This is a genomic window from Helicobacter turcicus (genome assembly GCF_019711685.1).
In the GTDB taxonomy this organism is placed as follows: domain Bacteria; phylum Campylobacterota; class Campylobacteria; order Campylobacterales; family Helicobacteraceae; genus Helicobacter_D; species Helicobacter_D turcicus.
Genome location: NZ_JAIGYQ010000002.1, coordinates 1 through 21,278, shown reverse-complemented (window position 1 = coordinate 21,278; position 21,278 = coordinate 1). Strand labels below are relative to the sequence as shown.

Sequence of the window (21,278 nt, the reverse complement as noted above, 5' to 3'; positions counted from 1 at the left end):
TGTTTTCTTTTTAGATGTATTCTAAAGTTAAGCCGTGATTATAACACTAAAACTAATTAAATTTACTCTACAAAGCCAAAACGATTCTCTTTAACAGAGTTTGACAAAAGCGCAAATTTCGTATTTTCATTTATTTTTAATGCCTTTGTTTCTCTTATTAGCTCATTTGGGCTTTTCCATAGGTTTTCCGGATCAATATAAATGCGATCAAAACAGATTTCATTAACCATTGCAAAATAAATTGTATTTTTATAAGCAGTTTTAACAACATTAAATTTATTTTGACTTAAGATTTTTATCTTTATCTCTGTTGCACGTTTCTCATTCGTAGTAATAATTAAAAAATGTTTTCTATGTTTTTTACATAATTTATCAACATAACGATACATTAAAGCATCTTTTTCATTCAAGTGATCTTTGTTTAAATGTTCCATATACTGCTCTACAAAATAGATAATATTTGGGACACGATCGTTTTCAGGAATTTTAAAAAAACCTTTAGAAAACGCAACAGACTTCATAACTTTATGATAAATTTTATTATCTAAAATTGTAATACAAATATCTAATCCACTTTTGACTTTTTTATAAATTCGCATATAAATTTTTTGATAAAGTTCAGAAAAAGAATTCAAATAATGCGTTTCAAATTTCTCTTTCATATCCGTCAAACGCGTAAAAAGCTCACTATAATATTTCTCTGTTTTTAGCATTTCCTCTAATTCTTTTTTTGCTTTATCTAATTTTTGTGTGTTTTTATCTAAATCCAAGCCAGATTGAATTCTCCTCTCAAATAACAAAATATCGCTTCTTAGTGCATTAGTGCGCTTTTGTGCTAAGCTTTGACTATCTTTTGCGTTACTAACTGCTACAACCAAGGCTTGGTAATGGCACTGCTTTGATAAAAAAGAGTCTTGAAAGATTTGTTTTAAATTCGCATTATTATAACGTGAAAAATCCAAAAAAGCAGATTCTAAGCGCATCACAACGCTTAATTCTTCAATAAAATCGTCCTTTACTATGGTTTTATCATTAAAAAGTAAATTATCTAATGCCTTTACTCCAAAACGTTTTAAATGCGTATAATCAAACAAAATTTCATCTTCAGATACAGGCAAATCGTTAAGAAAAGAAATTGCTAAAAACTCTTGATGGAAATAGTTTTTAACAGCTTCAACAAGCTTAATAGTCAGTGGAATTTCTGTAATTTTAGCATAATCTGTGCTTTTATAAATCTTTTGCACAATTGCATCACGAGCATTGCTTTGAAGCGTGAGTAGCTCTTCATCCGTATCATGTCGCCAAAAATCCGCCTCACTAATCATCGTATTGCCACCAAACTCTTGAAACTTTGAGACCTTACAATCTGTAATTTGATGCATTTCATTACAGCGGAACTCTACATACATTCCAACCATTGGCATTACTTTTTTATCATGCCAAGTTTCTTTATTAAAATCAAAAAGCATTTTTGATGCGTTAATCACCGCACCCTTGCCATTACTATTGAGATAGCGCACTATTCTTCCATGCATTGATTCTGCCTTTGATACATTGATGTATAAACCTCTTGCATATGCGTTTGCAACTCTTCAAACCAATTTGGATTCTCTGGAATAAAAGATTCTAGATACTGCACACTAAATGGTGAGTTTTCAAATTCTAGCTTTTCAAAGTTAAAACTCTTGCGTGTGCCACAAAACACCACAGGTTGCACCTTTAGTTTAAAATGCTCTACTAAAAACTTCGCACCACTTTTAAAAGGAAGCAGTTTTTCTGTCCCTTTTGAACGTGTGCCTTCTGGAAAGATACAAAGTATTCGCCCACTCTCTAACCTATCTTTTGCTTCTTTTAATAAAAACACTAGCTCTCTTTTACTTTCACGATTAATTAAAATCATTTTAGGTGCTTTGAGTGCGTGTCCATAGAGAAACACCTTGCCCAACTCTTTTTTTGCGATCCAACATAAATTATTAGGATGCACTGCTTCAAAATACATTACATCCATAAAACTTTGGTGGTTCATTATCAAAATCTGCGCGGTTGGATCAAGCTTACCCTCCGCACTGACTCTAACCCTAAACAAGCAAAAAAACACAGCAGCAATGCTTTTACGGATTTTGCGATGAAAGACGTTAAACGCATACATTAGCACAATACCAAAAGGTATTACAAACAAAATATAAAGCAATGCACTATATGCCCTAATTTTGGATATCATCTTTTTTTATCCACCCAATGCGTTCATCTTCTAAAATCACTTTATAATAATTATTGCGTGTGCCTAAAATCTCTGCTTGTGTCGCTCCTTGTGTAACTAGAAATATTGTGGAATTAAAAGTAGGTTGGATTCTTAAAGCGACATTAGCCTTTATTGTTACTTCACTTTTTAGCGTTAAAAAATACAACAAAAACATTAGTGCAAAAACAGCAAGCAAGATAAAGATTATTTTGCGTTTATATACATAAAGCCCAAAAAATACGAGCGCAAAGAAAATCATTAAGGAAATTTGAAAAAACTGATAGTTATTCTTTGGTTTAATATCACTCTGTGTGCTAACACGATCTTCACTAGCTATATTTGGAACTTGTAGAGTTTGGTATTTGGAAGTTTGGGTATTAAAATAATCAAAACTTATTGTATTTAGTGTTTTTGGTACAATCACATAATAAAACGCCACAGCCTGTTTATAATCCCCACTTTTACTCTCAATCCCCTGTTGCTCATAGTTTTCAAGCTTAAAATCAAAAAGATTTCCCATTGTGCTTTGAAGCTGAAAAACTGCAAGATTCTGTGTGGAATCATAGCTTGTAATTTTAGTCTCTAAAATCTGTAAATCTTGTGCTAAAACTTGAGAATATGCTCCCTTGCGCTCTAGCTTTATGGCACGCCCAACACTTCCAGCAAGACTCTCACTTACTAGCCCATCAATTGTATGCACACTTACCTTAACGTTAGGAATTGCAAATTGTGATTGCTTGATTTTAAGATAAAAAGTGTTTCTAAGACTGGAATCCTCAGCATTTAACACCCAATCTTGCTTAGGATTCAACACTTCTACGCTGTTTTTCAAAGCAGAATCCTCAAAAATAAATTCTGTATCAATGGTAGAATACTGCGTAAAAACTAACATTTTAAACTCCAAAGCTACCACTTGTTCTACATACAAAATATCCATTAAAGGCGTGAGTGCTTCTAAATAGATATTTTTCACCAAAAAGCTCTTTGAAGCTGTATTGCTTGAAATTGCATTCAAAGTCGGATTGCTAGGTATTAGAGAATCATCTATTGTGGAATCCTGTGTTTTTGGAATCTCTAATGTGTTTTTGGATTCCACATCATCTTCAATAACAACATTAGGAAGTAAGGTTTGTGACGCGGAGTTAGTTTTGGATTCTGTATTTTCTACTATTGTATTTGGAATCCCAAAAGCTTTGGAATCTAAATTTTGCTCTTTTTGATTCTGTGTGTCTTGCACATTTTCTACACTTCTAGGACTTTCTGGAAAAATACGTGTTTCCTCTGCAAATACTACCCCAAAAACACATAAGAATACAAATACAATTCTCATAAAATTTTCAAAAATCCCTCAAGCATTTTTAACCCAACATCTTCTCCTAGCACTTTTTCTATTGCGCGCTCAGGATGTGGCATCAACCCAAAAACATTTCTTTTTGCATTGCAAATTCCTGCAATACTGCGCACAGAACCATTTGGATTTTTTACATACTCAAGCAAAATCTGTCCATTATCCTCAAGGGATTTTAATCCCACTTCATCAATATAATAGTTTCCATCTGCATGTGCAATTGGAATCTTAATTGTGTCTCCATTTTGAAATTTTTCCAAAAAAATATTTGAATTATTTATAACTTTTAAATAGCAATTTTTAGAAATAAAATGTAAATTTGTATTACGTTTCATCGCACCCGGGAGCAATCCGCTCTCAAGTAAAATTTGAAATCCATTACAGATTCCAAGCACATATCCGCCAGCATTTGCAAAAGCAATAACCGATTGCATAATCGGAGAAAACCTAGCAATTGCTCCACTACGCAAATAATCTCCATAGCTAAATCCACCAGGAATGACAACAAGACGAGTCTCCTTTGGAAGTTCCGTATCTTTATGCCATACAATCTTTGTTTTTACGCCTAACAGAGAAAAGGCATATTCCATATCATATTCGCAATTTGTGCCTAAAAACTGAAGGATTGCAACCATTGCTACATCTTTATTTGGTAATTTTCAATCACAGTGTTTGCAAGAAGCATTTCACACATAGATTCCACTTCTTTTTTTACCGCTTCTTTGTCGTCATTATTAATCTCTAATGTAATAACTTTACCTACTTTTACACCATCAACACCCTTAAACCCTAGAGATTCTAATGCATGGTGAATCGCCTTACCTTGTGGGTCTAAAACCCCTTCTTTTAACCCAACAATCACTTCTATTTTCATTACTTGCCTTTAGCTTAAGATTCTTTTTAAAATCTCTTCATATGCCATTTTGACATTGCCCAAATCTTGTCTAAAGCGATCTTTATCCAACTTTTCTTTTGTATCTTTATCCCAAAACCTGCAAGAATCTGGTGTAATTTCATCAGCAAGTAAGATATTTCCATCTTTATCCACACCAAACTCAAGTTTAAAATCCACTAAAATAAGATTTCTTTTATCAAAGAATTCACGCAATACAGCATTGACTTCACGTCCAATTTTGCGTAACATATCTAGTGATTCCACAGATTTTACACAATTTAGAATTAATGCGTGTTCATCATTAATCAAAGGGTCCCCTAATGCATCATCTTTATAATAAAACTCCACAAGACTAAAAGGCAATAGCTCTCCCTCTTTAAGCCCCAAACGCTTACTTAAAGATCCTGTTGCAACATTACGTACAACCACTTCAATAGGAATAATCTTTACAAGCTTACAAAGCATTAAATTGTCCGCTAAAGTCTCTACATAATGTGTTTGGATTGCATTTTTTTCCAAGAGTTTAAAAATTTCTGTGGAGATTTTGCAATTTAAAATTCCTTTACCCTGTTCACTCCCTTTCTTCTCCGCGTTAAATGCGGTTAGGTCATCTTTAAATTCAGAAATCACAAGATTTTCATTCTCTGTCTTATAAAGCTTCTTTCCCTTTCCCTCATAGAACATTTCTTTTTGTGTTACCTGCATTTTTATTCCTTATAAAACTTTAAAGACTTTTAAAACATCAATCGCACTTTTTAGCTGAATATCCTCTAGGACTTGCTTTTGTGTGATTATGTTTTTTGAATCGCTTTGTTTTTTTTCTTTTTTATCCACTTTAGCTAACTCGCCCTCTAAATGCTTTTGCAAATCTGCTTCTTTAATGCTAAAGCCACTATTTTCATCTGGAACTGCACCGGGTGCAACTTCAATATCTGGTGTTACACCTACTGCTTGGATTGTGCGCCCACTTGGCAAATAGTAGCGGGCAATGGTTAAACGCAATGCTTCTTTTTTCTCTGTTGGCAATATCACTTGCACACTTCCTTTTCCAAATGTCCCCTCACCGACTAGCACACCGCGCTTATTATCCTGAATTGCCCCTGCGACAATCTCACTAGCACTTGCACTTCCATTATTAATTAACACCACAAGCGGAATCGTAGCATAAGGAGTATTGTTTGTTGCACGATACACGATATTTTCATCTTTGATTCTTCCTTTTTGAGATACAATAATACCCTCTTTAATAAATAAATCACTCAAACCCACTGCTTGATTTAAAAGTCCTCCAGGATTATTGCGTAAATCTAATACAATTCCATCAATTTTTTTGTATTTTTTTAGTTCTTCATTAACGCGTTGTGTTATATTTTTATCAAAAGAAGTTACACGCAAATACACATAATTTGTATCCATAATTCCCTTAGAATACACAGATTCTACTTTAATATTATCACGTACAATGTCAAAAACCAGCGGTTTTGGCTCATTTTTACGCACAATTGTTAAACTAACTTTCGTTTTTGGCTCACCACGCATTCTATTAACAGCATCATCAATGCTCATACTAAGTGTGCTTTCATCATTAATCTTTAGGATAATATCCCCACTCTTCAGCCCTGCTTTATCACCCGGTGTGCCTTCAATTGGCGCAATAATAGTAAGTGCATTATCTTTTAAAGAAATCGTGATTCCAACACCGCCAAATTGCCCATCAGTTTGGATTTTTAAATCCTCAAACTTCTTCTCATCTAAATACGCCGAGTGCGCATCAAGATTTGAGAGCATTCCATCAATTGCTTTATCTACAATCTCATTGAGCGTTAGCTCATCTACATAATATTTCTCTACTGTGCCAATAACCTTACGTAATTTATTATATGCATCAAGGCGAGATTCTTCCTGTGCAAGAACAAAACTTTGCAAACCAATCAAAGCTACACTAACAAGCCAAAATACTTTATTTAAGCCTAGTCTATTCATCATTACAACCTAATGTTTTAAAATCTTAGGATTTTAACGCAATGTTGATAAAATAAAAATTATTTTTTATAATGCAAATGGATATACAATTGCAAAACCTCTAAACTAGCAGGTGTTACACCGCTAATCTCACTTGCCTCAAACAAACTTTTAGGATTAAATTTCTTAAGCTTTTCAATCACTTCCAAGCTAAGACCAGGAATCCTATCAAATACAAAACCTTCTGGAATTGTAATACTTAGCATTTTATCCATATTCTCAATCATGCTCTGCTGTTTTTGGATATAGTTAAAATATTTTGCCTCCACTAAAATCTCCCCTAATGCACGCTCTGAATAGCCTGTAAATGGGCAAGGTTGAATTTCTTGAATTTTTAAAAGCTTGTGCAAATCAAAACTACGACGTCCAACAATTGTTCCCCAATGTGTCTTATCACTGATTTTCTCTTCGCAAATGGAATTTAGAAATTCTAGCACTTCAGCACTCGGTGTTACCACCGTGTTTTTAAGCCAATCCAAACCCTCATTAATCGCTATTTTGTCTTTTTGAAGTTCTTGATACTCTTCTTCCTCCATTAATCCTAAGCGATACGCAAGCTCACCTAATCTAAAAATTGCATTTCCCTCACGCAAAAGTAATCTGTATTCTGCTCTTGAACTAAACATTCTATAAGGTTCTTTTGTGCCTTTTGTTACCAAATCATCAACCATTACACCAATATAAGCTTCATTACGTTTTAGTGTTATTTGTTCCTTGCCTTGCGCACTAAGTGCTGCATTAATTCCAGCAAAAATCCCTTGCGCACCTGCTTCCTCATAACCTGTTGTGCCATTAATCTGTCCTGCACAATAAAGATTTTTAATTTTCTTGGTTTCTAATGTGTGTTTTAATTCTGTTGGGTTAATATAATCATACTCAATCGCATAACCATAACGCACAATCTCGGCATTTTCTAAGCCTTCAATGCTACGAATCATTGCTTCTTGCACATCAAAAGGCAAGGAACTTGTTAATCCATTAATGTAATACTCGTTTGCTTCTAGAGTTTGAGGTTCTAAAAACAGCTGATGACGCTCTTTATCACCAAAGCGATTAACCTTATCTTCAATACTTGGACAATATCTTGGACCAATGCCTTCAATCTGCCCGGTAAACATTGGCGCACGATGAAAATTCTCGCGAATAATTGCATGTGTTTTAGCATTTGTATAAGTTACATAACAAGGGAGTTGCACTGGATTAAAGGGATTGTCTCCAAGCTCTTTTTGTGTTTTCTTGCTAAAAAAGGGTGCTGGTAAGTCCCCATAATGCTTCTCTAAAATCTCAAAATTAATACTACTTGCCTTAATGCGTGCGCAAGTCCCAGTCTTTAATCGCCCTACATCAAAGCCCAAAGCACGGAGATTCTCACCAAGTTCCATTGCTGGTGGCTCTCCAACGCGCCCATTGCTTGAAGTATTTTCACCAATGTGGATTTTCCCACGCAAGAATGTCCCTGTTGTTAGCACCACTTTTTTAGCGTGATATACCTTGCCGATGGCTGTTTTCACTCCTACCACAAAATCATTTTCTAACGCTAAAGATTCCACAATTTGCTGGGAAATTTCTAGATTTTTTGTGTGGTAGCAAAGATTGCGTGCAATGATTTTGTAACGATCCATATCAATTTGTGCGCGTGTTCCACGCACTGCAGGACCTTTTGAAGCATTTAACACTCTAAATTGGATTCCGCTTTTATCAGCGAGATAGCCCATTACGCCACCTAGTGCGTCAATTTCTTTTACCAAATGCCCCTTGCCAAGTCCGCCAACGGCAGGATTGCAACTTGCTGCACCAATTTGCTCAACAAGCATTGTCAAAAGCAAGGTTTTACAACCCATTTTAGCAGCCACTACAGAGGCTTCAATTCCTGCGTGTCCGCCCCCAATGACAATCACATCATATTCCATTTTAGCCCTTAAAAACTCTAAAATTTCGCGCACATTATACTAAAAATACGTCCCTAAAAATCTAACTCTTGGGTTAGGTTTTTAAACTTAATATCCTCTAATTGCTTCTTAATATGCTTATTCTCCTCACTTAGCGAACCAATTTGCGCTTGTAATTGGATAATATTGCGACTTGCATAATAAATATTATTACGGATATAAATTTTTGGAATAAAAAGCACAAGAACCAGTGCCATCACACCAAAAGTGATTAATACCATCTTAAAAGGAATCTCTTTTGCATTTAAATCTATATCCCTTAGCACCGCTTCACGCTCATCCATATTTAAGCTTACAGATTTTGGTGCTTGTGGATTTTGTGATTCTAAATCTTGCAGATTTGGATTCTGCCTAAGCATGCGCAAATGCTCACCCTCTAAAATCAAATCATCTAGAAGCAAGAAATCTTCTTTTTGAAAATCTGTTTTAATATCCTTATTATAAAAATTTTTTTGTGGATTTTCTTTCAGATTTTCTTGTAAGCGCAAATCCTCTTCTATTGGACTTTCAAAAATAGAATTAGAAATAGGATTTTCTGTAATTTTTAAATTTTGCAAAAAATCTTGTGATTCTTGTTCTGCATTCTCTAATGCAGAATCGTTTTTTTGATTTTGATAGCGCTCTTCTAAAAAGTCTAAATTTTGCTCTAAAATACCATTGTCCTTTTTAAACAGGCGCTCAAACAGACTAGGTTTAGGAATCTTATCTTTTTTTTCTAGGCGCAAATCCTCATAAGATTCCACAACTATCTCCCAAATTCAAAGCTTCTTAACTTCGCACTACGTGAGCGTGGATTACTTTTTAACTCACTTTTATTTGCAATTAATGGCTTTTTATAAAGATTTTGACCCTTTTTATATCCACCTCCACAAATACAGCGCATAACATTAACATCACAAATACAATCCCTCTCCCACTTTCTAAACTCCTGCTTTACAATTCTATCTTCAAGCGAATGAAAAGTAATAATACTAACCCTTGCACCCTTGCTTAAAGGATTTTTACTCAAAGTTGCTAATAAACGTTCCAACTCTCCTAACTCATCATTAACCGCAATTCTCAAAGCCTGAAAAGCTTGTGTTGCAGGGTGAATTTTAGGATGCTTAAAATGCTTCGCAATAAGTGTGCTTAGTGCCTTAGCACTAGTAAATTTTTCAACTTTGCGCTTTTCTATAATAAGCCGTGCAAGTTTTTTATACTCCCTAATTTCGCCAAAATCCCTAAAAATGTGCTCCAACTCTCCTAGATTATAGCTATTTACGATCTCTTTAGCACTATTTTGTCGTGATTTATCCATTCGCATATCAAGTATGGGAGAATCAAAACAAAATCCCCGCTCTTTGTCGTCAAACTGCATTGAAGAAACCCCAATATCTGCTAAGATTCCAACAATATTTGACGCAAACTCTTTGTCGCTTAATACTTCGCCTACAACTGCACTATAACGTCCCATTCTATGAGAAAATCTTGCTCCAAATGCACGCAAACGCTTCGTGGAAAAATCTAATGCATCTTTGTCCTGGTCAATGCCGATGATTTCTAAGCTAGGATAACGTTCTAAGAGAGCAAACGTATGCCCTCCAAAACCTAGTGTGCAATCAAGCAAGATTCCACCTTTTGCAATTCTAGGCGTATCAAAGGAATCCAAAACCTGCTCTAGCAAAACAGGAATATGTGGAATCTCCATAACCTTCTACTCTTTTGCACGAGTGATATTTGCGCCAAGTATTGCAAATTTTGCTTCCAAGTCCTCATAACCACGATCTAAGTGATAAATACGGTGGATTCTAGTCTCGCCTTTTGCAACAAGAGCTGCAAGCACAAGCGCACTTGAAGCACGCAAATCCGTTGCCATCACATCTGCACCAATTAACGCACTTGCGCCATTAATAGTTGCAGTATTCCCGCGCAGACTAATGTTTGCTCCCATTCTTTGTAGCTCACTAACATGCATAAAACGATTTTCAAATAAGCGCTCTTCAATAATGCTACTCCCATTACATTGTGTTGCTAGTGCCATAAACTGCGCTTGCATATCTGTTGGAAATCCCGGATATTCTGCTGTTGATAATGCAAAAGCATTACGTTTAAGAGCGGGATAAATAGTAATGGAATCTTGATTATAAGTAAGCTTAAAGCCAATTTCTTCAAGCTTTGCAATCACAGCACCTAAATGGCTTGCATTCACGCAGTGCAAAGTAATTTGTGAGTTTGTCATTGCTCCAGCACACAAGTATGTCCCAGCCTCAATACGATCGGGAATCACGCTAATTGCGCTTGGCAATGCCAATCCCTCTCTACTTGTCCCAAAAATGCTAATCGTATCACTTCCAATCCCATCAATCTCGACACCACTATCACGCAAAATCTCACAAAGCTGCACCACTTCAGGCTCTTTTGCAGCATGCATAATAGTGGTCTTACCCTTTGCCATCGCCGCAGCCATTAAGATATTTTCTGTTCCTGTAACAGTAATCTTATCAAAATTTATCACCGCTCCTTTTAAGCCATCTTTAGCACTAGCGATGATATAACCTCCCTCAATACGAATCTCTGCTCCCATTTTTTCTAGTGCTTTAATGTGTAAATCCACAGGACGAGCACCAATAGCACAGCCCCCGGGCAAACTCACGGCGCAATACCCAAACCTTCCAAGAAGCGGACCTAGCACTAAAATTGAAGCACGCATCTTACGCACAATATCATAAGTAGCTTTTGTGCTATTTTGCTCTGCAACATCAACATTTACAATATGTTTATCAAAACGTTCTACACAACAACCTAACCTTCTTAAAAGCTCAAAAAAAGTTTCAATATCCACAACATCAGGAAGATTTTGCAGACTCACTGGATTTTTTGAAAGTAGCGTTAGGGCAATAAGTGGTAGCGCAGAGTTTTTCGCCCCAGCAATATTAATTGCCCCATTTAAGCGCACACCACCTTGCAATGCTAGATAATCCACTTCATTCTCCTTTGAACAATTTTTATTCTATTAAGAATCCTCTTATGCAAGACTATTTCTTGCCTTTGCGCTCTTCACGATTCTTAAGTGCCGAGCCAATCACTGTTTCAATCTCTTTTTTATAATTTGGATTTGCATCAACAAAAATTTCTCTGTAACGTACAACACTATCAATATCCATATTTACACATTTTGAAAATGCAGTAATAAAGTCAATGCAACTTTGATACTCCTTACTATCCTTGCTTGTATTACCAAAATGCATAAAATGTTCATTAAAAGCATTTAATGCCTCTTCTAACAAACTAGAATCGGATTTTTCATCTTCAAAAATTGAGATTAAATAATCAATGTTTTTAAACTGCTGTTCCCGTCCCCTAAGTTCCTCTAAATATGCTTGTATGCGTTCATAAACGATGAACACCATAGTGAGTAAGAAAAACGGAAACATCAAAAAACTAATAAATAAAAAAACAAAAAGGTGAAAAGTAAGATTATACATTAGTGCATTTCGCCTTTTAGGAATTTCTCATAGAAAACATCTGTTGCTTGCACAAAACCATCTACACTTCCACAATCATAGCGCACACCTTTAAATTTATAGGCTAGCACCATTCCTTTTTTGCATTGTTCTAAAAGAGCATCAGTGATTTGAATCTCACCATTTTTACCCGGTTGCGTATGACGTAAAATCTCAAAAATATCAGGAGTTAGGATATAGCGCCCAATAATTGCAAGATTACTTGGTGCTTTATCTTTTGAGGGCTTTTCAATCATGTTATCCACCACAAAGACATTTTCATCCATAACACGTCCAGCAATCACGCCATACTTACTCACCTCATCCATATCTACTTCTTCTACTGCCACAATAGAACAGCGATATTTCTCATAGATTTTGCACATTTGACTAAGCACACCAAGCTCTGCATTATCGCATAAATCATCACTTAATACCACCGCAAAAGGCTCATTACCAACAAGCGGCTCACCACATAAAATTGCGTGTCCTAATCCTTTCATTTCCATTTGACGCGTATAAGAAAAGCTACAAGTCTCTAAAATATGACGAATATCCTTTAAATACTTCTCTTTACTTGTGCCTTTAATTTGACTCTCTAGCTCATAACTAATATCAAAATGATCCTCTAAGGCACGTTTTCCTCGTCCTGTAACAATTGCCATATTATAAATCCCAGCCTCCATAGCCTCTTCTACGCCATATTGAATAAGCGGTTTATTAACAATAGGCAGCATCTCCTTTGGCATTGCCTTTGTTGCTGGTAAAAAGCGTGTCCCATAACCCGCTGCTGGAAATAAACATTTTTTAATCACTTGCACTCCTTATAACAATTCCCACAAATTACTTTTATACAATGCGTAAAAATGTGCTGCTGTGCGCGGATTGCGCGAACCTTTTTGGGTGGCATACTGCATCGCCTTTTGACAAATTCTTTCCCATTCTTGCGGTAATTGCACATTATTTTCTAGAAAATAACCTTTTAATACTTCTAAATATTCCCTGCTTCCTTGTGTATAAAAGCCAATACACAAAGGAAATCTATCACTCAATGCAATCTTATCTTCATTTCCCTCATAGCCAAAAATCTCATTTTCATCGTGAAATTCTGGAAGCAAATGACGTCTATTACTTGTCGCATAGATTCTAATATTTTTTGGTAGAGTTTCTAAACTACCCTCTAACACACTCTTTAAACCCTTGTAATTCTCATTTTGCTCAAAGCTTAAATCATCGCAAAAAATAATAAACCAATAGGGTTTCTCCCTTAGAATATCAAAAACTTCTGGCAAAATCTCTAAATCCTCTTTATCCACTTGTAAAACCCTTAACCCTTCAGGTGCATATCTTAAAAGCAGTGCTTTTACAAGTGAGCTTTTTCCGCTTCCTCTTGCCCCCCACAATAAAACATTAACACCTAAATTTTGCTGCAAAAAGGATTCTGTATTTGTACATAAAAGCTGGGTTTCCTTTTGCACTCCCACAAAGGATTCCAAACTTTTAGCCTCTACATTTGTAATCCCATGGATATACCCACTCTTGCGATAAATCCCAGCAATGCAGTTTTCTAAATCCCACTGCAAATTAGGCATTATCAGCCTTTTTCATTTTTGTACGTTTTACTACGAGCTTTGGAGATTTTTGAGCGGTTTTAGTAGCTATTTTTATTTTGGATTCTTTCTTTTTTCTAGAAGTGTTTTTAGATTCCATACTTTTAGGCAAAAACTTATGTGTCAATTTATCTTTGATAAAAGCGAAACTCACCACACCACCTTTGCTTAAATCCCCAAAAAGCATCGCATCACTAAGAATATTTTTAATCTCTTTTTGAATCACTAAAGCTAGTGGTCTAGCACCAAGCTCTGCATTAAATCCAATTTTTGCTAAATACTCTTTTGCACTTTTTTCTAAAATAACTTCCACCCCTTTTGGTGCAATCTGTGCATTTAAATCTGCAATATTTTTATCCACAATTTTTAGAATCTCTTCATGGGATAGAGGATTAAAGGCGACAATTGCATCAAGGCGGTTCCTAAATTCTGGCGAAAAATAATCTTTAATAGCACTAGAAAAGCGCAAATTTGTATCTTGCTTAAAGCCTAACACCGGCATTTCCTTAGAACCCACATTAGAAGTTAGAATCAAAATCACTGATGAGAAATCCACACTTTCGCCATTATTATCTGTTAGCTTTCCATAATCCATAACTTGCAAAAAGACATTAAGCACATCAGGATGCGCTTTTTCCACTTCATCTAGAAGCAATAAAGTATGGGGGCTCTTCTTAATCATCTCCGTTAAGATTCCACCTTTTTCATAGCCTACATAGCCTGCTGCTGCGCCGATTAATTGTGAGCTTGAAATTTTTTCCATATACTCACTCATATCAAGACGTTCAAAGTTGATATTAAGCGCCCTTGCAATCTCTTTTGCAAGTTCAGTTTTCCCAACACCACTAGGACCACTAAATAAAAATGAACCAATAGGTTTATTAGGTGCACCAAGTCCAGCTTTATTGCGTTTTAGCGCACTTACAACTTCTCCAATCGCATCATCTTGACCAAAGATTCTACTCTTTAAATACTTCTGAAGATTTTTTAACACACTTTTATCGTCTTTTGTTGCTTCAATTTCTGGAATCTTTGCCATTGTAGCAATCATTTTTTTAATACTTTGCAAACTGATTTTTCCACTTTTCCCATCTAACTTATAACTTGCACCAACTTCATCTAAAACATCAATAGCTTTATCAGGTAAAAATCGCTCATGCAAGTGGCGCATAGACAAATCAACAATAAGTGCGATTGCTTCCCTAGAATAACTAACATTATGGTGTTTTTCATAATACTTTTTTACGCCCTCTAAAATCAAAATGCTCTCTTCACGGCTTGGTTCTTTAACTTCTACTTTAGCAAAACGGCGCGAAAGTGCCTTATCTTTATCCAAAAATGAGCGATACTCTGCATAAGTGCTTGCCCCAATACAACGCAATTTGCCATTACCAAGCATAGGTTTTAGCAAGTTACTAGCATCCATACTGCCACTATTTGTAGCCCCTGCACCAATTAACATATGAATCTCGTCAATAAACAAAACTACATTGCCAAGCTCTAACACTTCATCTGTAAGTGCCTTTATGCGCTTTTCAAAATCCCCTCTGTATTTTGTCCCTGCAACCAATGCACCCATATTTAACATATAAATTTCTGTATTCTCCAAAGGACTTTGCGCGGTAATCATCTTTAGTGCTAACCCTTCAGCAACGGCTGTTTTCCCAACTCCTGGTTCTCCTACTAAAAGCGGATTATTTTTCTTTTTTCTAAGCAATACTTCAAAACAACGCCTAATCTCCGCTTCTCTACCTACAACAGGATCTATTTTCCCCTCTCTTGCCATTTGTGTAAGGTTTGTGCAATAGTTCTCTAGTGCGGATTCTTTTTTCTCTCCATTTCCTTCTTTTATTGTATCTCTTGTGCCTTTATAAGACTCTCCATGAAAACTTGCTTGATTTTCAGTAATGTATTCTAAAATATTTAGACGTGTGATACCTTGTGTGTTTAAAACCTGTGCGCAAAATGCCTTTTCTTCCTCCAAAATTGCCGCAAGCAAATCACTCACCTGCGCTTGTTGGCGCTGCGATCCTTTCACATGTCCTATCATTATCTCAATCACGCGTGTAACAGCTAGTGTCTCTTGTGGCATAACACCATCTTCTTGGTGTTTAGGATAAGATTGTAAAAACTGCTTCAAATACCGCTCTACTTGCCTTTTCATAACTTCCACATTGCCCCCACACTCTTGTAGGGTTTTGATGATTTTTTTATTCTCTAAAAGTGCATGGAAAATATGCTCAAGCGTCAAATACTCATGTCCTTGTTCTTTAGCTTCTTTTTGTGCATTTTGCAAAACAATATTTAATTCTTTACTAATCTCAAACATTTTATATCTCTTATATTTTTTCTAAAATTGCACGCAAGGGATATTGCTTTTCTTTTGCCATTTTGCGCACTTGAGCCACTTTAATCTCAGCAATATCATAAGGATAGATTCCACAAATTCCCTGTCCATTGTGATGAATTTGTAGCATTAAATTAAGGGATTCTTCAAAATTTTTATGAAAAATAATCTGTAAAACTTCCATTACAAATTCTTGCGTGGTATAGTCGTCATTTAGCAAAATCACACGATAGCGGATAGGCTCTTGAATTTTCTCTAGCGTTTCTGTGGCTGGGTCAAATTGTGCATCTTTTGGCAAGATTTTCCTTGAATTTTTAAGATAGCGCGAATTATAACATTTTTTGATAACTTTTCTTTTAATTCGTAGCAAATTCAACAAGCCTCTTACCCTTTATAATTAAAAAATCCTGCTATTTTTAACTTCAAAAAGAGACAAGTCAAATATTAATAGAACCTACATTTAGCAAAGCAAAATAATTCTTTCTCAAAAATACGACCGATTCTAAAAACGCACTTAAACAGCAAAAATCTTACACAAAAAGTAATTTTAATGTAAGACAAAAACACAACAAGAAAGAATTCAAAGAAAACAAAAGTTTAAAATTTAGAGGATTGCGACTTTGCACGCAAAATTGCTTCTTTTATGGCATTTATATAGCTTTTGGATTCTGCTTTATTTTTATATGCAATATCAAACGCTGTGCCATGATCTACTGAAGTGCGAATAATAGGAATATTTAAAGTAATATTAATACTATCTTTAAAATACAAAGTTTTTAGTGGGATTAATCCTTGGTCATGATACATTGCCACATAATAGCGCAAATGTTTGCCAATAAAAGCAGTATCTGGCACAAGAGGACCGATATACACTTCTTTGCCCAAACTTGCATTTGCTAAGCTAATTGCTTCTTTTATAGCATTTTCTTCATTACCTAGAACACCAAAATCCCCAGCATGCGGGTTTAAACCTAACACTCCGCAAGGCGTTTTTAAAACATGTGGGGCAAAGCTTAGCAAAAAACTCATTATGGATTCCGTATTTATAAGAGGCGGAACTTCTTTAAGTGGGATATGATCACTAAATAGCGCAACATAAAGTTTTGGGGAACCTAACATCATAATTGCTTGATTGTTTTCTTTTTTTTCTTTTTTTTCTTTTTGCTCACTTTTTTGAATATACTCTTTTAAAACATCACGCAAAACTTCTGTGTGCCCAGCATAAGGAATCTTAGCTAATTGCCATGCTTTCTTATGGATAGGTAAAGTTACCAATGCTTTTGCTTCCCCCTCTAGTGTTAAATTTAGTGCTTGCAGAAAACTTGCATACGCATACGCTCCACTTTCTCTATTAATTTCTCCGGGGATAATTTTGGGAAGTTTCGCCAAAGGAGGCTTACAAATCCATGACTTTGAAATCTTAAGAGATAACTTTTTAGCCGCACTTCTTAACAAATCTTTATCTACGCAATACACAGGAGTGCAAAGTTTTTTAATTCTCTTATGGTTCTTTAGTAAAATCTCTAATCCCACTCCATTTGGATCCCCAATGCTTATTGCAATTTTCATTTTAATAGCATGCACCTTTTGTGTATAAATCAAAACTTACTTTAGGATTAGGAGAAGGAATTACAAGTTTAAAATCCATTGATTCTTGCTTGTTTAAGGGAGTTTTGTAAATTTTAATGTGTGCATATCTAGGATTTATCTTATATTTTATACGTTGAAGTTTTTTTGAATCCTTTGGAATAAAATTTACTTCTACCACACAACCCCTAAAGTCTAAATATCCAATGTTTTTAAAGCTTCCCTCCACAAAATACACGGCATCATATTGCAAACTCTCATTATGCGTGAGTATAAACTCTGTCTTTTTCAAATACGATTCCATAATCCATTGATAAATAAAAGGCGATGCAGGGATTAACCCCCCACTTAACAAAAACAACACTGCAAAAGGAAAAGTGCGCCCACGTAGCGCAATACCCAATAGAAAAATTAAAAGAATGATTAAAAAAATGCCAATTAATACTAAATAATCTAGCAATGCAAAAAAACGCGAAATATCTAAGAGTTTTAGCAAATATTCCTTTAATCCGTCCATTTACTATGCTCACTCCTGCCTTGCATTTTTCTCATCAATCCCGCTTAATCCAAAACGTCTTAGAATCTCCTGTTTTATTAAATCTGGCGACACATTTTTATATGCTAAACCAACAAGGACGTGATAGAGTAAATCCGCTGCCTCATAGATAATCTCTTTACGTTCATTGTCTTTGATAGCAAACCCCAACTCCGTAGCTTCCTCAACGATTTTCTTAGCAATAGTATTCTCGCCTTTATGATAAAGTTTTGCAGTGTAAGAAGTTTTAGGGTCTGCGCCTTTGCGTTCTAAAAGCGTGTGATATAACGCATCTACTGCCCCATAGATTGCACTAATATTAGAATCTATGGGCTCTATGCTAGAATCTAATTTACTTTCTCTTAAATTTATGGTGTTAAAAAAGCAACTCTTTGCTCCTGTATGGCAAGCTACACCAACTTGCTCCACACCAATAAGAAGGGAATCCTTATCACAATCAAGAGCAATTGTGCGGATTTTTTGCGTGTGCCCACTTTGTTCACCTTTTTTCCAAATACGTCCTTTAGAACGTGAAAAATAATACACAAAACCGCTTTCTAGACTTAGCTCCAAAGCCTCTTTATTCATAAAACCAAGCATTAAAACTTCATGTGTTTGGTAATCTTGTGCAACAGCTGGAATCAACCCACCGCATTTATCCCATAAAATTTGCTCTAAAATTTCTTGCACTTCAACCCTTATTTTTGAATGGAACTTGCACGTTGAGTATCCTTGGAATCTAACCAAATATTTGGTGTTGCTCCCCCTGGTGTTAAGAAAATCTTAGCATCACGATTATTTTGCAATGCTTCATTGAACTTACCTTGCACTTCAATTTGTCGCAATTGTAATAATGGACTATTAAGGCTTTGGCTAATTAAGCGGTTAGCCTTTGCTTGTGCATCTGCTTCAATGATTGTCGCATCTGCAACCCCTTTTGCAAGAGCTGCTTTTTTCTCTGCTTCTTGTTTGGCACGTTCTACTTCGTATCTTGCACGTTCTGCTTCTTGACGCGCAACTTGAACACGTTCAATTTGTTCCTTAATTGCAATTGGCAAAACAATCTCTGTTAGTTGAATTGACACAAGCTCCACAGGGCGATTTTCAAGGTTATTGATATTTTCGCGGAATTTTTGATCAATAAGCGTTGCAATTTCATTACGTTTTGTTGGTAGCTCTTCTGCTGGAAAGCTTCCTACTACATTACGTACGATTTCACGGATTACAGGAGTAATGATTCTCTCTTCCCAATTTTGTCCCCAAGTGGCAATAGTTTGTGGCACACTTAGAGGATCTAAGCGATACTGCACAGCAAGTTCCACAGACACAGACAAACCTCTAGAATCTAGCACACTAATGGCTTGATTTTTCAAGCTTCCCTCATCTCTACTGCGCAAACCTACACCCTCAGAACCTGTAAATTCTGCGATTCTAACCTTTGTATTTACCGCAATAATTTTTTGTATCCCGGGGATAAAGAAATGAATGCCCGGTTGCAGTGGAGCAGGATCAAATTCTCCAGTAGTAATTTTTACTCCAACTTCACCACTATTGATAATTGTAAAAGGTTTCAGCAAGAAAAATAAAATCACAAGGATAATAAGCACATAAATCCCTGCCATTTTCTTTCCATTTGGCATTGTAAAATTTGGAATCTTGGGGGATTGAAATCCACGATTATGATTGGGATTTGGGTTATCATTTCCTTTATTTCCATCAGGGTTATAACCCCTGTTTTTACGTTTTAAATGTTCATTTAAATCAATTGGCATTTGCAAAACCTTTTAGTTAATATAAGTTAGCCATTGTGCATATTTTGGATTCCGTCCTTGAACCACATCAAAATAAGCATTTTGCAATTTTTGCGTGATTTCGCCACGCTTACCACTACCAATAATACGCGCATCAAGCTCTCTAATTGGTGTAACTTCTGCTGCAGTCCCTGTAAAAAATGCTTCATCAGCAATATACACTTCATCACGTGTAATATTACGACGTTCCACTTTGTAGCCAAGATCTTTTGCAATTGTAATCACAGAATCTTGAGTAATGGATTCTAACGCACTATCACTTGGAGGAGTAATAATCACGTCATTGCGCACGATAAAAAAGCACTCTCCACTGCCCTCTGCAATCATTCCATTATCATCTAGTAATAATGCTTCTTCATAACCACATTCAATAGCCTCGTATTTTGCCATTTGTGAGTTTAAGTAATTTCCAGAAGCTTTTGCTTTTCCAAAAAGTGATTTAGCAGAATTCCTAACAATAGATGCTGTTTTTACGCGGATTCCTTTTTCCAACCCTTCATCACCAAGATACGCACCCCACTCCCACGCGATAATCGCCACTCTAACTGGAGCATTCTTATGATACACTCCCATTGCGCCATAACCCAAATAAATCAAAGGACGCAAATAAGTGTTGTTCTTAAAAGCATTATCTCTTAAAAGCTCAATTTGCGCTTTTTCTAGCTCTTCTTGTGTGTAAGGAACATCAATAGCTACAATTTTTGCAGAGTTTAACAAACGTTTTGTGTGATCACTTAAGCGAAAAATTGCCATTCCTTTGTCAGTCTTATAAGCTCTAGTACCTTCAAAAACGCCATTTCCATAGTGTAGTGTATGTGTTAAAATATGGACATTTGCTTCTTTCCAAGGGACTAGCTTTCCGTCCATCCAAATTGATTTTGCTTCATTCATAATAAAACTCCATTATTGTGCGCTTTTATGGATAAATCACCACAAAACAAATTTTTAAATTTTGTTTGTTAAATTTTGTTTGTAGCGCAAAAAGCAAAAATATAACAAAAACTTTCTTAAAAGGCTATTTAAACCTTAAAGGCGGAATCAAAAACGGCACTAAAATAAAAACAACGTTTACTTGTTAGAAATTTGAAGAAATGGTCGGAGTAGCGGGATTTGAACCCACGACCTCACCCACCCCAAGGGTGTGCGCTAGCCAGACTGCGCTATACTCCGAAGAAAAGTTTTAAGAAAGTCCTAATTGTACACAAAAAAGGATTAAAATAAAATACTAAAATTTTATTTTTAAATAGTTAGGACAGATTTTAAGCAATTTGCTTAAAGCAGGAATAATATTTCTTGAAAGTTTCTTTCCTCAAATTAAGAGAGTTCCCCCTTTATTGTTTTTAATGCCTTTATTTGATAAGGTTTTATTTATTTAATAAACATTTAAAGGAGGATATATGTATCAAACTGCATTTTTTAAACACATCAAACACATTTGTTTAAATCACAT

At 35.6% G+C, this 21,278-nt stretch carries 21 protein-coding genes and 1 tRNA gene; all 22 read right to left on the bottom strand.

The window, feature by feature from the left end:
* Positions 1 to 62: 62 nt before the first annotated feature.
* Entirely contained in the window at positions 63 to 1,535 is a 1,473-nt protein-coding gene (locus tag K4G57_RS01685; RefSeq protein ID WP_221531624.1) for a hypothetical protein, read from the bottom strand.
* Positions 1,520 to 2,221, bottom strand: a complete 702-nt coding sequence (locus K4G57_RS01680) for a lysophospholipid acyltransferase family protein (protein WP_221531625.1) — start codon at positions 2,219 to 2,221, stop codon at positions 1,520 to 1,522. The genes K4G57_RS01685 and K4G57_RS01680 overlap by 16 nt, the downstream gene beginning before the upstream one ends.
* Complete coding sequence (locus K4G57_RS01675) at positions 2,205 to 3,572, bottom strand: SH3 domain-containing protein (RefSeq protein ID WP_221531626.1); 1,368 nt, start codon at positions 3,570 to 3,572, stop codon at positions 2,205 to 2,207. The genes K4G57_RS01680 and K4G57_RS01675 overlap by 17 nt, the downstream gene beginning before the upstream one ends.
* Positions 3,569 to 4,225, bottom strand: coding sequence for a phosphoribosylformylglycinamidine synthase subunit PurQ (gene purQ / locus K4G57_RS01670; protein ID WP_221531627.1), 657 nt, complete (start codon positions 4,223 to 4,225; stop codon positions 3,569 to 3,571). The genes K4G57_RS01675 and purQ overlap by 4 nt, the downstream gene beginning before the upstream one ends.
* Positions 4,226 to 4,227: 2 nt before the next feature.
* Positions 4,228 to 4,464 carry a phosphoribosylformylglycinamidine synthase subunit PurS gene (purS, locus tag K4G57_RS01665; protein WP_221531628.1) on the bottom strand — a complete coding sequence of 79 codons (237 nt, stop codon included), beginning with the start codon at positions 4,462 to 4,464 and terminating at the stop codon, positions 4,228 to 4,230.
* A 9-nt stretch (positions 4,465 to 4,473) separates the two neighbouring features.
* Complete coding sequence (purC, locus tag K4G57_RS01660) at positions 4,474 to 5,190, bottom strand: phosphoribosylaminoimidazolesuccinocarboxamide synthase (protein ID WP_221531629.1); 717 nt, start codon at positions 5,188 to 5,190, stop codon at positions 4,474 to 4,476.
* A gap of 9 nt (positions 5,191 to 5,199) precedes the next feature.
* Positions 5,200 to 6,471: a S41 family peptidase gene (locus K4G57_RS01655; protein WP_221531630.1), complete on the bottom strand. Its 1,272-nt coding sequence runs from the start codon at positions 6,469 to 6,471 to the stop codon at positions 5,200 to 5,202.
* 56 nt (positions 6,472 to 6,527) lie between these two features.
* Positions 6,528 to 8,417, bottom strand: a complete 1,890-nt coding sequence (mnmG, locus tag K4G57_RS01650; protein WP_221531631.1) for a tRNA uridine-5-carboxymethylaminomethyl(34) synthesis enzyme MnmG — start codon at positions 8,415 to 8,417, stop codon at positions 6,528 to 6,530.
* Between the two features lie 53 nt (positions 8,418 to 8,470).
* Positions 8,471 to 9,199, bottom strand: a complete 729-nt coding sequence (locus K4G57_RS09010) for a hypothetical protein (protein ID WP_236033169.1) — start codon at positions 9,197 to 9,199, stop codon at positions 8,471 to 8,473.
* A gap of 2 nt (positions 9,200 to 9,201) precedes the next feature.
* Positions 9,202 to 10,143 carry a 16S rRNA (cytosine(1402)-N(4))-methyltransferase RsmH gene (rsmH, locus tag K4G57_RS01640; protein WP_221531632.1) on the bottom strand — a complete coding sequence of 314 codons (942 nt, stop codon included), beginning with the start codon at positions 10,141 to 10,143 and terminating at the stop codon, positions 9,202 to 9,204.
* 6 nt (positions 10,144 to 10,149) lie between these two features.
* Positions 10,150 to 11,418, bottom strand: a complete 1,269-nt coding sequence (gene murA, locus K4G57_RS01635; protein ID WP_221531633.1) for a UDP-N-acetylglucosamine 1-carboxyvinyltransferase — start codon at positions 11,416 to 11,418, stop codon at positions 10,150 to 10,152.
* Positions 11,419 to 11,470: 52 nt separating this feature from the next.
* On the bottom strand, positions 11,471 to 11,920 hold the full coding sequence (locus tag K4G57_RS01630; RefSeq protein ID WP_221531634.1) for a hypothetical protein: 450 nt from the start codon (positions 11,918 to 11,920) through the stop codon (positions 11,471 to 11,473).
* Complete coding sequence (gene galU / locus K4G57_RS01625; protein ID WP_221531635.1) at positions 11,920 to 12,753, bottom strand: UTP--glucose-1-phosphate uridylyltransferase GalU; 834 nt, start codon at positions 12,751 to 12,753, stop codon at positions 11,920 to 11,922. Before galU ends, K4G57_RS01630 begins: the two co-directional genes overlap by 1 nt.
* A gap of 9 nt (positions 12,754 to 12,762) precedes the next feature.
* A complete protein-coding gene (locus K4G57_RS01620; protein ID WP_221531636.1) occupies positions 12,763 to 13,530 on the bottom strand; it encodes an ATP-binding protein in 768 nt (255 codons plus the stop codon).
* Complete coding sequence (locus K4G57_RS01615; RefSeq protein ID WP_221531637.1) at positions 13,523 to 15,877, bottom strand: AAA family ATPase; 2,355 nt, start codon at positions 15,875 to 15,877, stop codon at positions 13,523 to 13,525. Before K4G57_RS01615 ends, K4G57_RS01620 begins: the two co-directional genes overlap by 8 nt.
* A gap of 10 nt (positions 15,878 to 15,887) precedes the next feature.
* Positions 15,888 to 16,193: an ATP-dependent Clp protease adaptor ClpS gene (locus K4G57_RS01610; RefSeq protein WP_221531638.1), complete on the bottom strand. Its 306-nt coding sequence runs from the start codon at positions 16,191 to 16,193 to the stop codon at positions 15,888 to 15,890.
* Between the two features lie 299 nt (positions 16,194 to 16,492).
* Positions 16,493 to 17,464: a 4-hydroxythreonine-4-phosphate dehydrogenase gene (pdxA, locus tag K4G57_RS01605; protein WP_221531639.1), complete on the bottom strand. Its 972-nt coding sequence runs from the start codon at positions 17,462 to 17,464 to the stop codon at positions 16,493 to 16,495.
* A 1-nt stretch (position 17,465) separates the two neighbouring features.
* Positions 17,466 to 17,999, bottom strand: a complete 534-nt coding sequence (locus tag K4G57_RS01600; RefSeq protein WP_221531640.1) for a DUF2393 family protein — start codon at positions 17,997 to 17,999, stop codon at positions 17,466 to 17,468.
* Between the two features lie 9 nt (positions 18,000 to 18,008).
* Positions 18,009 to 18,707, bottom strand: a complete 699-nt coding sequence (gene hisIE, locus K4G57_RS01595) for a bifunctional phosphoribosyl-AMP cyclohydrolase/phosphoribosyl-ATP diphosphatase HisIE (RefSeq protein ID WP_221531641.1) — start codon at positions 18,705 to 18,707, stop codon at positions 18,009 to 18,011.
* Positions 18,708 to 18,715: 8 nt separating this feature from the next.
* The gene (locus tag K4G57_RS01590; protein ID WP_221531642.1) at positions 18,716 to 19,789 is read right to left on the bottom strand and encodes an SPFH domain-containing protein; all 1,074 of its coding nucleotides are present in this window, start codon (positions 19,787 to 19,789) and stop codon (positions 18,716 to 18,718) included.
* Positions 19,790 to 19,801: 12 nt separating this feature from the next.
* Entirely contained in the window at positions 19,802 to 20,719 is a 918-nt protein-coding gene (locus tag K4G57_RS01585) for a branched-chain amino acid transaminase (RefSeq protein WP_221531643.1), read from the bottom strand.
* Between the two features lie 201 nt (positions 20,720 to 20,920).
* A tRNA-Pro gene (locus K4G57_RS01580) sits at positions 20,921 to 20,998 on the bottom strand.
* Positions 20,999 to 21,278: the final 280 nt, after the last annotated feature.